9 protein-coding genes are annotated in these 13739 nt (G+C 73.4%); 5 read left to right on the plus strand and 4 right to left on the minus strand.

Annotated elements, in window-relative coordinates; all coding sequences use genetic code 11:
* The first annotated feature begins 72 nt into the window (after nucleotides 1-72).
* Together gltB and ACQPX6_RS11800 are read left to right on the plus strand one after the other, a co-directional pair.
* Nucleotides 73-4671, plus strand: coding sequence for a glutamate synthase large subunit (gltB, locus tag ACQPX6_RS11795; protein ID WP_433787483.1), 4599 nt, complete (start codon nucleotides 73-75; stop codon nucleotides 4669-4671).
* On the plus strand, nucleotides 4664-6127 hold the full coding sequence (locus ACQPX6_RS11800) for a glutamate synthase subunit beta (protein WP_433787484.1): 1464 nt from the start codon (nucleotides 4664-4666) through the stop codon (nucleotides 6125-6127). Before gltB ends, ACQPX6_RS11800 begins: the two co-directional genes overlap by 8 nt.
* A 22-nt stretch (nucleotides 6128-6149) precedes the next feature.
* Here the strand turns inward: ACQPX6_RS11800 and ACQPX6_RS11805 are convergent, their stop codons facing one another.
* The 4 genes from ACQPX6_RS11805 to ACQPX6_RS11820 form a co-directional block, all read right to left on the minus strand.
* The gene (locus ACQPX6_RS11805) at nucleotides 6150-6446 is read right to left on the minus strand and encodes a hypothetical protein (RefSeq protein WP_433787485.1); all 297 of its coding nucleotides are present in this window, start codon (nucleotides 6444-6446) and stop codon (nucleotides 6150-6152) included.
* A gap of 221 nt (nucleotides 6447-6667) precedes the next feature.
* Complete coding sequence (locus ACQPX6_RS11810) at nucleotides 6668-7456, minus strand: class I SAM-dependent methyltransferase (protein ID WP_433787486.1); 789 nt, start codon at nucleotides 7454-7456, stop codon at nucleotides 6668-6670.
* The gene (locus tag ACQPX6_RS11815; RefSeq protein ID WP_433787487.1) at nucleotides 7453-8469 is read right to left on the minus strand and encodes a methylenetetrahydrofolate reductase C-terminal domain-containing protein; all 1017 of its coding nucleotides are present in this window, start codon (nucleotides 8467-8469) and stop codon (nucleotides 7453-7455) included. The genes ACQPX6_RS11810 and ACQPX6_RS11815 overlap by 4 nt, the downstream gene beginning before the upstream one ends.
* A gap of 186 nt (nucleotides 8470-8655) precedes the next feature.
* Nucleotides 8656-9969 (minus strand): hypothetical protein, encoded by a 1314-nt coding sequence (locus ACQPX6_RS11820; protein WP_433787488.1) that lies wholly within the window; start codon nucleotides 9967-9969, stop codon nucleotides 8656-8658.
* A 66-nt stretch (nucleotides 9970-10035) separates the two neighbouring features.
* On the opposite strand from ACQPX6_RS11820, the gene ACQPX6_RS11825 reads away from it, so the two are divergent.
* From ACQPX6_RS11825 to ACQPX6_RS11835, 3 genes are all read left to right on the plus strand, one after another.
* Nucleotides 10036-10410, plus strand: coding sequence for a hypothetical protein (locus ACQPX6_RS11825; RefSeq protein ID WP_433787489.1), 375 nt, complete (start codon nucleotides 10036-10038; stop codon nucleotides 10408-10410).
* A gap of 278 nt (nucleotides 10411-10688) precedes the next feature.
* On the plus strand, nucleotides 10689-11486 hold the full coding sequence (locus ACQPX6_RS11830) for a glycosyltransferase (RefSeq protein WP_433787490.1): 798 nt from the start codon (nucleotides 10689-10691) through the stop codon (nucleotides 11484-11486).
* A gap of 125 nt (nucleotides 11487-11611) precedes the next feature.
* Nucleotides 11612-13693 carry a protein kinase domain-containing protein gene (locus ACQPX6_RS11835; protein ID WP_433787491.1) on the plus strand — a complete coding sequence of 694 codons (2082 nt, stop codon included), beginning with the start codon at nucleotides 11612-11614 and terminating at the stop codon, nucleotides 13691-13693.
* Nucleotides 13694-13739: the final 46 nt, after the last annotated feature.

The raw sequence follows: 13739 nt of genomic DNA on the forward strand, positions 1-13739 counted from the left end.
TCCCCGCAGCACGACCACCACGCCGGTCCCCGGCGACCATCACCTGCACGGACGCACGATCGGAGGGCGCACGTGGCACACCGCCGCAGCGAGGGCCTGTACGACCCCGCGTACGAGCACGACGCCTGTGGCGTCGCGTTCGTGGCCGACATCGCCGGCCGCCGCGACCACCGCACGGTCAGCCGGGGTCTCACGGCGCTCATCAACCTCGAACACCGGGGTGCCCGCGGCGCCGAGCCCGAAACCGGCGACGGCGCCGGCATCCTCATCCAGGTCCCCGACGGCCTCTACCGGCCGCTGCTGGCCGAGGCCGGCGTCGAGCTGCCGCCCGCCGGCCGCTACGCCGTCGGCAACGCCTTCCTGCCCGCGGACGCCGACCCGGCGGACGTCGAGGTGATCGTCGCGCGCGTCGCCGCCGAGGAGGGCCTCGAGGTCCTGGCCTGGCGCGAGCTGCCCGTCGACCCCGACTCCGCCGGCATCGGCCCCACCGCCCGCGCCGTCATGCCGCGCTTCCGCCAGCTGTTCGTGGGCCTGCCGCCGCACGTCGACGAGGTCGTCGACACCCCCAACGCGGGCGACGACGACGCCGGCATCGTCCTGACCCTCGAGCGCCGGGCCTTCGCGCTGCGCAAGCGCGTCGAGCACGAGGCGCGCGCCGCCGGCGTCGAGACCTACTTCCCGAGCCTGTCCGGGCGCACCGTCGTCTACAAGGGCATGCTCGCCGAGGAGCAGCTCGAGCCGTTCTTCGCCGACCTCGCCGACGAGCGCACCACCAGCTCGCTCGCGCTGGTGCACAGCCGGTTCTCCACCAACACCTTCCCGGCGTGGAGCCTCGCGCACCCGTACCGCTACCTCGCCCACAACGGCGAGATCAACACGCTGCGCGGCAACCGCAACTGGATGGCCGCGCGCGAGTCGATGCTCGCCACCGGCGCGTTCGGCGAGGCCGAGATCGACCGGCTCTTCCCGATCGTCACCCCCGACGCCAGCGACTCGGCCACGTTCGACGAGGTGCTCGAGCTGCTGCACCTGGGCGGGCGGACGCTGCCGCACGCGGTGCTGATGATGATCCCGGAGGCGTGGGAGAACCACGCCGAGATGGACCCGGCCCGCCGCGCGTTCTACCGCTACCACTCCACGCTGATGGAGGCCTGGGACGGCCCGGCGCTCGCCGCGTTCACCGACGGCTCGGTGATCGGCGCGGTGCTCGACCGCAACGGCTTGCGCCCCGCCCGCTACTGGGTCACCGAGGACGGCCTGGTCGTGCTCGGCTCCGAGGTCGGCGTCCTCGAGATCGACCCCACGACGATCGTGCGCAAGGGCCGCCTCGAGCCCGGCCGCATGTTCCTCGTCGACACCGTCGGGCGCCGCATCGTCGACGACGACGAGATCAAGGGCGAGCTCGCCGCCGAGCACCCCTACGACGAGTGGCTGCACGCCGGGATGGTCGAGCTCGCCGACCTGCCGTCGCGCCACCGCGACCGGTTCGACCGCCAGGTGCTGGTGCGCCGCCAGCAGACCTTCGGCTACACCGGCGAGGAGATCTCGCTGCTGCTGCGGCCGATGGCCCAGGGCGGCGCCGAGGCCACCGGCTCGATGGGCAACGACGCGCCGCTGGCGCCGTTCTCGTCGCGCAGCCGGCTGCTCTTCGACTACTTCATCCAGCTCTTCGCCCAGGTCACCAACCCGCCGCTGGACGCCTACCGCGAGGAGCTCGTCACCTCGCTGCAGGTGCAGCTCGGGAGCGAGACCAACCTGCTCGACGCCTCGCCCGCGTCGAGCCGGCGCGTCGTGCTGCCGCTGCCGGTGCTCGACGACGACGAGCTCGCGCAGATCGCCGGCATCAACGACGACGGCGACATGCCCGGCTTCGCGCCGTACCTCGTCTCGGGGCTCTACGACGTCGGCGGCGGCGGGGACGCGCTGCGCGCCCGCCTGGGCGAGATCCGCGAGGAGGTCTCGCGGGCCGTCACCGACGGCGCCCGCGTGATCATCCTGACCGACCGCCACTCGGACGCCGAGCACGCGCCGATCCCGTCGCTGCTGCTCACCGGCGCGGTGCACCACCACCTCGTGCGCGAGAAGACCCGCACCCGGGTCGACCTGATCGTCGAGTCCGGCGACGTCCGCGAGACCCACCACGTCGCGCTGCTGCTGGGCTACGGCGCCAGCGCGGTGAACCCCTACCTCGCGCTCGACTCGGTCGACGACCTCATCGACCGCGGCGTCATCACCGGCGTCACCTCCGGCACCGCGACCCGCAACGTGGTCGAGGCGCTGGCCAAGGGCGTGCGCAAGGTGATGAGCAAGATGGGCGTCTCCACGGTCGCGTCCTACGTCGGCGCGCAGATCTTCGAGGCGATCGGCCTGGGCACCGAGGTGGTCGAGGACTGCTTCGCCGGCACCACGTCGCGCCTGGGCGGGGTCGGCTACGACGTCCTCGCCGAGGAGGTCGCGATCCGCCACCGCCAGGCCTGGCCCGCGGACGGCGTCCGCCCGGACCACCGCGAGCTCGCGGTCGGCGGCGAGTACCAGTGGCGCCGCGAGGGCGAGCTGCACGTGTTCAACCCGCACACGGTGTTCAAGCTGCAGCACTCCACGCGCACCCAGAACTACGACACGTTCAAGGAGTACACCCGCGCGGTCGACGAGCAGAGCTCGCGGCTGATGACGCTGCGGGGGCTGTTCGGGTTCAAGGAGTCCGAGCGCTCCGCGATCCCGATCGACGAGGTCGAGCCGGTCGGCGAGATCGTCAAGCGCTTCAACACCGGTGCCATCTCCTACGGGTCGATCTCGCAGGAGATGCACGAGGTGCTGGCCATCGCCATGAACCGCCTCGGCGGGCGCTCCAACACCGGCGAGGGCGGCGAGGACCCGGACCGCTTCACCCGCGACGCCAACGGCGACTCGCGGCGCTCGGCGGTCAAGCAGGTCGCGTCGGGGCGCTTCGGCGTCACCAGCGAGTACCTCGTCAACGCCGACGACATCCAGATCAAGATCGCGCAGGGCGCCAAGCCCGGCGAGGGCGGCCAGCTGCCCGGGCACAAGGTCTACCCGTGGATCGCGAAGACCCGGTTCTCCACGCCCGGGGTCGGCCTCATCTCGCCGCCGCCGCACCACGACATCTACTCGATCGAGGACATCGCCCAGCTCATCCACGACCTCAAGAACGCCAACCCGCGGGCGCGCATCCACGTCAAGCTCGTCTCGCAGGTCGGCGTCGGCACGGTCGCGGCGGGGGTGTCGAAGGCGCACGCCGACGTCGTCCTGATCTCCGGGCACGACGGCGGCACCGGCGCCTCGCCGCTGAGCTCGATCAAGCACGCGGGCGGTCCCTGGGAGCTCGGGCTCGCCGAGACCCAGCAGACGCTGCTGGCCAACGGCCTGCGCGACCGGATCGTCGTGCAGACCGACGGCCAGCTCAAGACCGGCCGCGACGTCGTCATCGCCGCGCTGCTGGGCGCCGAGGAGTTCGGCTTCGCGACGGCGCCGCTGGTGGTGTCGGGCTGCATCATGATGCGCGTCTGCCACCTCGACACCTGTCCGGTCGGCGTCGCGACCCAGAACCCGGTGCTGCGGGCGAAGTTCGACGGCAAGGCCGAGTACGTCGTGGCGTTCATGGAGTTCGTCGCCCAGGAGGTGCGCGAGCACCTGGCGGCGCTGGGCTTCCGGTCGATCGAGGAGGCCATCGGGCGCACCGAGGTGCTCGACACCCGGGCCGCCGAGTCGCACTGGAAGGCCGAGGGCCTCGACCTCTCGCCGATCCTGCACCGCCCCACGGACATCCCGGACGCCACCGTGCTGCACCAGGCGGTGCCCCAGGACCACGGCCTGGAGAAGGCGCTGGACCACACGCTGATCCAGCTCGCCGAGGGCGCGATCGCCGACGGCACGCCGGTGCGCCTGGAGCTGCCGGTGCGCAACGTCAACCGCACCGTCGGCACGATGCTCGGCTCCGAGGTGACCCGGCGCTGGGGCGGCGACGGCCTGCCCGACGACACCATCGACATCACGTTCACCGGCTCGGGCGGGCAGTCGTTCGGCGCCTTCCTGCCGCGCGGCGTGACGATGCGGCTGATCGGCGACACCAACGACTACTTCGGCAAGGGCCTCTCGGGCGGGCGGCTCTCGGTGCGCCCGCACCCGCAGGCGCCGTTCGTCGCCGAGCAGAACATCGTCGCCGGCAACGTCATCCTCTACGGCGCCACCGCCGGCGAGGCGTACCTGCGCGGCAAGGTCGGCGAGCGCTTCTGCGTGCGCAACTCCGGCGCCATCGCGGTCGTCGAGGGCGTCGGCGACCACGGCTGCGAGTACATGACCGGCGGGCGCGCGGTGATCCTCGGCCCGATCGGCCGCAACTTCGCGGCCGGCATGTCGGGCGGCATCGCCTACGTGCTCGACCTGACCGAGGGCCGGGTCAACCACCAGATGGTCGAGCTCGAGGTGCTGGACGCCGACGACCTCGAGGACCTGCGCTCGCTGGTGGAGAAGCACTACGCGGCCACGGACTCCGCGGTGGCGCACGACCTGCTCACCGACTGGGACGCCGCCGCGGCGCGCTTCACCAAGGTGATGCCGACCGACTTCAAGCGGGTCCTCGAGGCCACCGCCGACGCCGAGCGCGACGGCCGCGACGTCAACGAAGCGATCATGGAGGCTGCTCGTGGCTGACCCCCGGGGATTCCTCACCACCGGCCGCGAGCTCCCGCGGCGCCGGCCCGTCGACATCCGCATCCGCGACTGGCACGAGGTCTACGAGGAGCTCAACCCGACCACGCTGCGCAAGCAGGCCGGGCGCTGCATGGACTGCGGCATCCCGTTCTGCCACCAGGGCTGCCCGCTCGGGAACATGATCCCCGAGTGGAACGACCTGGTCTGGCGCGACGACTGGGCCGAGGCCATCGAGCGGCTGCACGCCACCAACAACTTCCCGGAGTTCACCGGGACGCTGTGCCCGGCGCCGTGCGAGTCGGCGTGCGTGCTGGGCATCAACTCGGACCCGGTCACGATCAAGCAGGTCGAGATCGAGATCATCGACCGGGCCTGGGACGAGGGCTTCGTCAAGCCCCAGCCGCCGGAGACCAAGACCGGGAAGTCGGTCGCGGTGATCGGCTCCGGGCCCGCCGGCCTGGCCGCCGCCCAGCAGCTCACGCGCGCGGGCCACGACGTCACCGTCTACGAGCGGGCCGACCGCATCGGCGGGCTCCTGCGCTACGGGATCCCCGAGTTCAAGATGGAGAAGAAGCGCCTCGACCGCCGCCTCGAGCAGATGGTCGCCGAGGGCACGCGGTTCCTCGCGGGCGTCGAGGTGGGCGGTCCGGCCGAGACCGACCACACCGTCGAGAAGCTGCGCGCGGAGTTCGACGCGGTCGTGCTCGCCGTCGGGGCCACGTCCTGGCGCGACCTGCCCATCACCGGGCGGGACCTCCAGGGCGTCCACCAGGCGATGGAGTACCTGCCGCCGTCGAACAAGGTCCAGCAGGGCGACTACGAGCGCTCGTTCATCGACGCCGAGGGCAAGCACGTCGTCGTCATCGGCGGCGGCGACACCGGCGCGGACTGCGTGGGCACCGCGCACCGGCAAGGGGCGGCGTCGGTGACGCAGCTCGAGATCATGCCGGTGCCGCCCTCGGAGCGCCCGGACACCAACCCGTGGCCGACCTACCCGATGGTCTTCCGGGTGTCCTCGGCGCACGAGGAGGGCGGCGAGCGCCTGTTCTCGGTCAACACCGAGGAGTTCCTGGGCGACGAGCAGGGCAACCTCCGCGCGCTGCGGCTGGTGGACGTCGAGCGCGTCGACGGGCGGTTCCAGCCGGTCGAGGGCAGCTCGCGGGAGCTGCCCGCCGACCTGGTCTTCCTCGCGATGGGCTTCCTCGGCCCGCAGAAGGAAGGGCTGCTCGACAGCCTCGGCGTCGAGTACGACGAGCGGGGCAACGTGCGCCGCGACGCCGACTTCGCGAGCACGGTGCCCGGGGTGTTCGTCGCCGGCGACGCCGGCCGTGGCCAGTCGCTGATCGTGTGGGCGATCGCCGAGGGCCGGTCGGCGGCGGCCGGGGTCGACCACCACCTCACCGGCCGCGAGGTCCTCCCGCGCCCGATCGGCCCGACCGACCGCGCTTTGGCCTAGCGGCCTCGCGCGCACACCTGGGTCAGGCGGGGCGCAACGTCCGCTGGTCGGCGATGGCCGGCACGGTGACGCGCAGGCGGTGGGGCGAGACCTGCCAGTAGCGGCGTCCCGGGTCGGCGCGGCGCCACCGCTCGGCGAGCTCGGTGACCCGGCCCTCGTCGACCGTGCCCGCCCGGGCGCGCCAACGGCGGGACCGGCCGCGGACCAGGAGGTCCAGCGTGTCCCAGGCCTCCTCGGCCGAGCCGTGCACGGTCACGCGCGCCGGGGCCTCGCCGTCGCCGAACAGCACCGTGTAGGCACTGACCGCGTCGTAGGTCACGTCGTTCTCCTCCCGGGCCGGGCGGGGCCGCCGGCACCGGTCCAGTAGACCGGGCGCGGGCGGTCCGGGCGGGCGCGCCGCGCCCGGCCGCGCCGGACCGGTGCGCCCCCGCGACGGGTGGTGCGCCCGGCCGGGTGTCGCTCGTCCGGGCGTGCCGCCGGGCGCACGGGCACCACTTCCGGTCCGCCCGGCGGGCGAGCGGCCCCGACGGGTGCCCCCGCTCACACGGCGGTGGCGAGCATCAGCTGCGTCGTGACCAGGCGTTCGCCCATCAGCCGCCCCATGATGCGGCCCTGCTCGTCGGCCTGGCGGTGCGCCGGGTGGTCGCCGTGGTGGCGGCGCACGTGCTCGGCGACACGGTCGGCGCGCTCGTCCCACCCCGCCGGCGACCCGGGCAGGCGGGCGGCGTCGACCTCGTCGTCGACGCGGAACCCGGCGTCGGCGAGCTGGACGGCCAGCGCGTCGTGGGTGGGGAAGTCGTTGCCCTCGGGCTGCTCGGGCAGCGGCCGGTCGCCCTGCTCGAGGACCAGCAGGCCCAGCCGCCCGCCGGCGACGAGCACCCGGCGCAGCTCGCCGAGCATCCGCGGGCGCGAGGGCGTGACGCACAGGACGCCGAGCGACCAGGCGACGTCGACGCTGCCGCTCGGCAGCGGGAGCGCCTCGGACACCGCGGCGACGGTGGGGAAGCCGAAGAGCCGGCGCGCCGAGCGCGCGGCGTGCACCATCGGCTCGGTCAGCAGCGGCCGGCCGGTCCACCGGCCCTCGAGGTGGTCGACGAGCCACGCCGCCGGCCCGCCCAGGCCCGCGCCGGCGTCGAGGAAACGCGCGTCGCCGCGCAGGTCGAGCCCGCGGGCCAGCCAGGCGAGGTCGCCGGGCGAGCCGCTGCCCCGGCAGGCCGCGGGAACGGCGTGATCGTGGCCGAGGTCGGCGATCGCCTGCTCGGTCCAGGCCGCCACCGTGTCGAACTCGGCCTCCATGGCGGTGTCGGGGGCGGGTTCCTCGGTGCTCACGGGCGGGTCCTCACGAGTCGGGCGGCGATCTCGGCCTTGATCTCGGCGCCGGCGCGCCAGCCGTCGGCGGAGGCCAGGCCCGACAGGTTCACGCCCACCACCCCCGGCACGGCGAGCAGCGCCTCGGCCTCGGCGACCGCCGCGGCGATCCCGGCCTCGCGCGGGTCGTCGGCGGCGAGCACCGCGGCCACGGCCCGGGCATCGAGCGCGAGGCCGGGGAAGGCGGCGAGCACGGCCGCGGAGCGCTCGTCGGTGTAGACGGCGACGCCGGCGATGACCGGCAGGTCGGCGCCGGCGTCGCGCGCGGCAGCGAGGAACGCGGCCAGCTCGTCGGGCGAGCCGACGTGGTTGGCGACGGCCAGCGACGCGCCCGCCCGCTGCTTCTGCGCGAGCGCGGCGGGCCGCAGGTCGGCGGGCGGGGCGGCTGGGGCGACGGCCACGGCGGCGGGGAGCCCGCCCGCCGCGACCAGGTGGGTGAGGCGGGTGCTGTCGAGGTCGAAGACCTGCGTCACCTCGGGGCGAACGTCCTGCCCGCGCCCGTCGCCGGTCACGCACAGCACCCCGCCCGCGCCGAGCGCCGCGAGCCCGGCCACCTCCTGCTCGAGCACGACGCCGTTGCGGTCGCGGCAGGTCAGCGTGATCCACGGATCGCCGCCGGCGGCGAGGATCTCGGCCGCCAGCATCGTCGGCGGGAAGTCGGGGCGGTGGTGGTGCTCGCCGACCAGCAGGGCGTCGGACACCGGGGTGAGCAGGGCGAGGGCCTCGCGCAGGGCCGCCAGGTCGTAGGGCGGGACGCTGAGGTCGGTGAGCACGGCGGGCACGCGCACCGGGACGGGGGCGGGCGGCGGATCGGGCCACGCGCGCAGCCCGACCGGATCGCCGGGGTCGCACCAGGGGCAGGGCAGCCGGTCGTCGAGCTCGCAGGTGCCGGCGCTGCGCACCCCGCCGCACGGGCCGAACACCATGCGCTTCGGACAGCCCGGGGTGGGCGGGGCGATCATCGTGTCGGCCACCGAGGCGCGGTTCCCGCCGCGTCACCCGGGCCAAACGGCCGCGGGCGCCCTCGCGTCGCGCGGAGCGCCGGGCGGGGCAGGGACGAGTGCGGGATGCGGCGACCGGCGGCGGGGCAGCCCCTCGAACCCTCGACGCCTCGTGGGTCTCGTCATGCCGCCGCCGCTGGTCGCCGACGGGGGCTGCGCCTACCGTCGTGAGCAGGGCGGACTCGAGTCAGGGGTCCGGCCCGACATCGACGACGGGCCCGGTCCCCGCCCTCCACCTCCACCTCCACCGCCCCCGCGCCTGCGCGCGTCGTGGCCGCCGTCCCGGCGCCGCGACGCGGTCGCACCGAGCCGGGGACGACCGACACCGATCCACCGGGAGGACCCTTGGCGCAGCCAGGACGCACGAACACCACCGATCGACGCGACGACGCCGTGGACGAGGCCCCCGACCTCGCCGCGAACGGCTCCGAGGCGGGAGCGAGGACCCAGCCCCGCCGCGCCACCACGGAGTCCCGCCCGGCCGCCCGGAAGACGTCCGAGAAGGGCTCCGAGAAGACCTCCGAGAAGACCCCCGAGCGGCGTCGGACGACCGAGACCCGCCGGACGTCCGAGCCCCGGACGACGGAGTCCCGCCGGACCACCGGGACCACCGGGACGACCGGGACCACCGGGACCACCGGCCGGCGCGCCTCGGGCGGCGCCGGTGACGACGAGCCCCAGGGTCGCCAGGGCCCGCAGGGCCCGCCCGGGGAGAAGGGACCGACCGGCGACAAGGGGCCGACCGGCGACCAGGGCGACCAGGGCTTGCAGGGCGACCAGGGCTTGCAGGGCGACCAGGGCTTGCAGGGCGACCAGGGCTTGCAGGGCGACCAGGGCTTGCAGGGCGACCAGGGCTTGCAGGGCGATCAGGGCTTGCAGGGCGATCAGGGCTTGCAGGGCGATCAGGGCTTGCAGGGCGATCAGGGCTTGCAGGGCGATCAGGGCTTGCAGGGCGATCAGGGCTTGCAGGGCGATCAGGGCTTGCAGGGCGATCAGGGTCTGCAGGGCGATCAGGGTCTGCAGGGCGATCAGGGTCTGCAGGGCGATCAGGGTCTGCAGGGCGATCAGGGTCTGCAGGGCGATCAGGGTCTGCAGGGCGATCAGGGTCTGCAGGGCGATCAGGGTCTGCAGGGCGATCAGGGTCTGCAGGGCGATCAGGGTCTGCAGGGCGATCAGGGTCTGCAGGGCGATCAGGGTCTGCAGGGCGATCAGGGTCTGCAGGGCGATCAGGGTCTGCAGGGCGATCAGGGTCTGCAGGGCGATCAGGGTCTGCAGGGCGATCAGGGTCTCCGCGGCGAGCAGGGCGACCGCGGCGAGCAGGGTCTCCGGGGCCCGCAGGGCGGGCAGGGTGTCCACGGGTTCCCCGGTCAGCAGGGCGCTCCCGGCGAGCAGGGTCTCCAGGGCGCGCAGGGTCTCCAGGGCGAGCAGGGTCTGCCGGGGGAGCAGGGCGAGCAGGGCCTGCGGGGCGAGCACGGCGAGCAGGGTGCGCCCGGCGAACAGGGCCTGACCGGCGAGCAGGGTGCCCCCGGCCCGCAGGGCGTGCCCGGTCCGCGCGGCGAGCAGGGCCCGCAGGGCGAGCCCGGCCCGGCCGGCCCGCAGGGCCCCCCGGGGCCTCAGGGTGAGCCCGGTCCCGCCGGTCCGCCCGGACCGCAGGGCGCTCCTGGGCCGCAGGGTGCGCCGGGCCCGGAGGGCCGGCAGGGATGGGCGCCGGCGCCGCCGCGCCGGGACGCGGCCCCGCGTCCCGAGCGGTCCGACACCGAGCGGGCCGACACCGAGCGGGTTGACTCCGGCCCGGCCGGGGCGACGTCGGGGCTCCTGACCTCGACCCTGCTCCTCCCGGTCCGCGCGACCGACGCGACCATCCGCTTCGGGCTCCGGACGGCGAGCCGCGTCCTGCGGGGCGGCCGCTCGTAGTCCCGCACCACGTGCTCGTGACTTCGGTGGCGGATCCCGCGCTGGGGCGCGGGTTTCGTCACCGAAGTCGGAACAGGCTCTCGATGAGGTGAACGCGACGACGGGGGTCCTCCACGACGGAGGGCCCCCGTCGTCGTGCGCGGGGGGAGGGGGAGAACCCCACCCGGGAAGCAGGGACCACCCCGCGGGGGCGAGGGCGCACACCATCGGCCGCGGGCCGCCGCACGGCGACGCTGACTCCATCACCGGACGAGACCGGGACACCCGAGGAGCCAGCCATGACCGTCGACACCGCGACCGCGCCCACCACCCCGATCACCGTGCCCGCGCAGGGCGCGCTGCCGTCGGTCCGTGTCTCCACGCGCCGGCCCGCCGCGGACCTCGAGGTCATCATCCCCGCCTACAACGAGGCCGCCCGGCTGCCGCGGACCCTGGAGGCCACCGTCGCCTTCCTCGCCGCGCAGCCCTGGGACTCCCGCATCGTCGTGGTCGACAACGGCAGCGTCGACGACACCGCCGGCGTCGTCCGCGCCGCCGCGGCCCGCCTCGGCGACACGGTGCCGATCGAGGTCATCGGCTGCACCCGCGCCGGCAAGGGCGCCGCGGTCCGCCGGGGCCTGTCCACCAGCTCCGCGCGATTCGTCGGGTTCTTCGACGCCGACCTCTCCACCCCGGTCGAGACGCTGACCGCCGCGATGTTCCACCTGCAGAGCGGCGCCGGCGCGGTCATCGCGTCCCGCCACGCCCCGGGCGCCCGCTTCGCCGAGGCCCAGCCCCTGGCCCGCCGCCTCGGCGGCGCCGCCTTCCGCGCCCTGAGCCGCTCGGTGGTTCCCGGCGTGCACGACTCGCAGTGCGGCTTCAAGTTCTTCGCCCGCGAGGTCGCCGAGGCCGCCGTCCGCGAGTGCCACCTCGACGGGTTCGCCTTCGACGTCGAGCTCCTGCGCCGGGTGCAGCAGGTCGGGGCGGACATCGTCGAGGTGCCCGTGACCTGGACCGACGACGCCCGCTCCACCTTCCACCCGATCCGCGACGGCATCCCGAGCTTCCGCGCCGTCCTCGCGCTCCGCGGAGCCTGACGCGTCTTACCCGACCGCCTCGTGGCGCTGGGTAGTCGTCATGACCTATCGTTCCCCCGTTGGGAGTTCGTTGTGGCGGCAGACGGCCGGTCGCGATGTCTCTGCGTGATGCGACTGGGGGCAGCGTGACGAGACTGGCGAGCGGCGCGGTTATCGGCGGCGTCCGCATCGACCGGCAACTCGGCCAGGGTGGGATGGGCACGGTCCACCTCGGCCACCAGGTGACTCTCGGCCGGCCCGTCGCGGTCAAGGTCGTGCGCGACACCCTCGCCGAGGACGATGAGTTCCGGGCGCGGTTCCTCCGCGAGGCGCAGCTGGCGGCGTCGCTCGACCACCCCAACATCGTCCCGGTGTACGACGCCGGCGAGGACGACGGCCGACTGTACGTGGTCATGCGCTACCTCGACGGCTTCGACCTCGGCGCGGCGCTCTCCCGCCACGGCGCGCTCCCGCCCCTGCAAGCGGCCCGCATGGTCGAGCAGGTCGGGGAAGCGCTCGACGCGGCGCACGCCCGCGGCCTGGTCCACCGTGACGTCAAGCCGTCGAACATCATGCTGGTCGGATCAGGGGCCGACACCCGGGCCTACTTGACCGACTTCGGCCTGAGCAAGGTCATCAATGGCATCGAGTCCATCACGGCGACAGGTGTGGTGCTCGGAACTGCGGACTACATGGCCCCCGAGCAATTCGAGGGCGTCAACGTCGACGGCCGGGCCGACACCTACGCACTTGGGTGCGTGCTGTATGAGGCGTTGACGGGTTCCCCACCCTTCTCGTCAGGTGAGGGCTTCGTCGGCCGCATGTATGCGCACCTCATGCAGCCAGTGCCGAAGCCCACCGCGGCACGCCGGGACCTTCCGCGGGCGCTCGACGCGGTGGTGGCGATGGCGATGGCGAAGGATCCCGCTCACCGTTATGCCAGCTCCAGCGGCGTGGGCGCTGCCGCCTTGCAGGCTTCGTCCTACGGGCAGAGCGAGGCAAGTCGCGGAGTAGGGCCCGATGAGAACCAGCGCGTCAACGACGGTGAACGTCCAGCAGGGGGCTCGATAATCCGGGAGGGGGAGACGACCCGGATGTCGGCTCCCAGCCAGCCGAGCGTCGGGCCGCGGGACTCGCGGCTCGGAGCGGCTGGTGGAGGCTTGCTTACCCCCGAAGAGGTGCAACCTGTGGGGAGTGCGCCGAACGACCCGTACGAACAGGGAGAGGTCGCTGCGGTCGGAGCGGCACCGCGTCGCTGGTGGTTGCTCGGCGGGGCGGTAGCCGTGGTCGTGCTGCTCGTCCTCGTGACGGTCTTGGCTTGGCCGCGTGGCAGTCGAGCCGGCGAGATCGTGGGTACTCCGATCGCGGCCGGCGTCCAGCCGTCGAACTTCGATGAGTTCGGGGGCATCGCCTGGATAATCGACACCGCACGCAACAGCAACGACAACGACGGAAATTTGCTCCGCGTCGACGTTACGACCGGCGCAACAGAGACGTTTCGGATTGGCGGGGACCCCACCCTTGTGGCCGCTGACCGCGGCGCCGCGTTTGTCGTCCACTACTCGGGGGACATCTTGAGAGTCGACGCTGCGACCGGAGTGCAAACCGTGATCCCACTTCCCGGCGGGGAAGTTACAGCAATCGAAGCGGGCGGCGGTTCCGTGTGGGTCACCGGGTTGCTGCCTGACACGGTCACGCGTATCGACGTCGCCACATCGGCCGTCTCCCACATCCCTGTGGCCGGTGGGCCAACAGCGTTGGCGATCGGCGAGGAGTACGTCTATACAGTGACGACGACTCCATCGCAGGTGGTTTCCATCTCGACCTCAACCGGGCAGGTGTCCGGGAACCCGTTGCCGGTAAACGGCGCCTACACGTTGCAGGTCGTCGAGGGTTCGATCTACGTCCTCATTAGCAGGCGAGAGAATCCTTCTGACGTCTCGTACACCACGGTCGATGAGGGTGAGTTCGTCGTCAGTGCCTCGAGCACCCCCTTGAGGACACTGGAGAACTACCAGTGGTATGCCGAGTTCCGGAAGAATTCCTACTGGATCTCGGATGAACGTGCTGATCTGATTCGCCACTACTCCCTCGCCCAGGGCAACCCTGAGGAGGAACCAATCATCGGCGCGGGCAAGGGCGTGGTGCAGATGCGGGCGGTGGGCGACGAGCTCTGGGTCCTCAATGCCGAAGACGACACCCTCACCCGCTACGCCGTGGGCGACTGACGCGGAACGGTCGGGGTGGGGTTCTCCCCACCCCGAGGACGGGGGA

It is taken from the genome of Actinomycetospora sp. CA-101289 (assembly GCF_050955895.1).
Lineage (GTDB): Bacteria > Actinomycetota > Actinomycetes > Mycobacteriales > Pseudonocardiaceae > Actinomycetospora.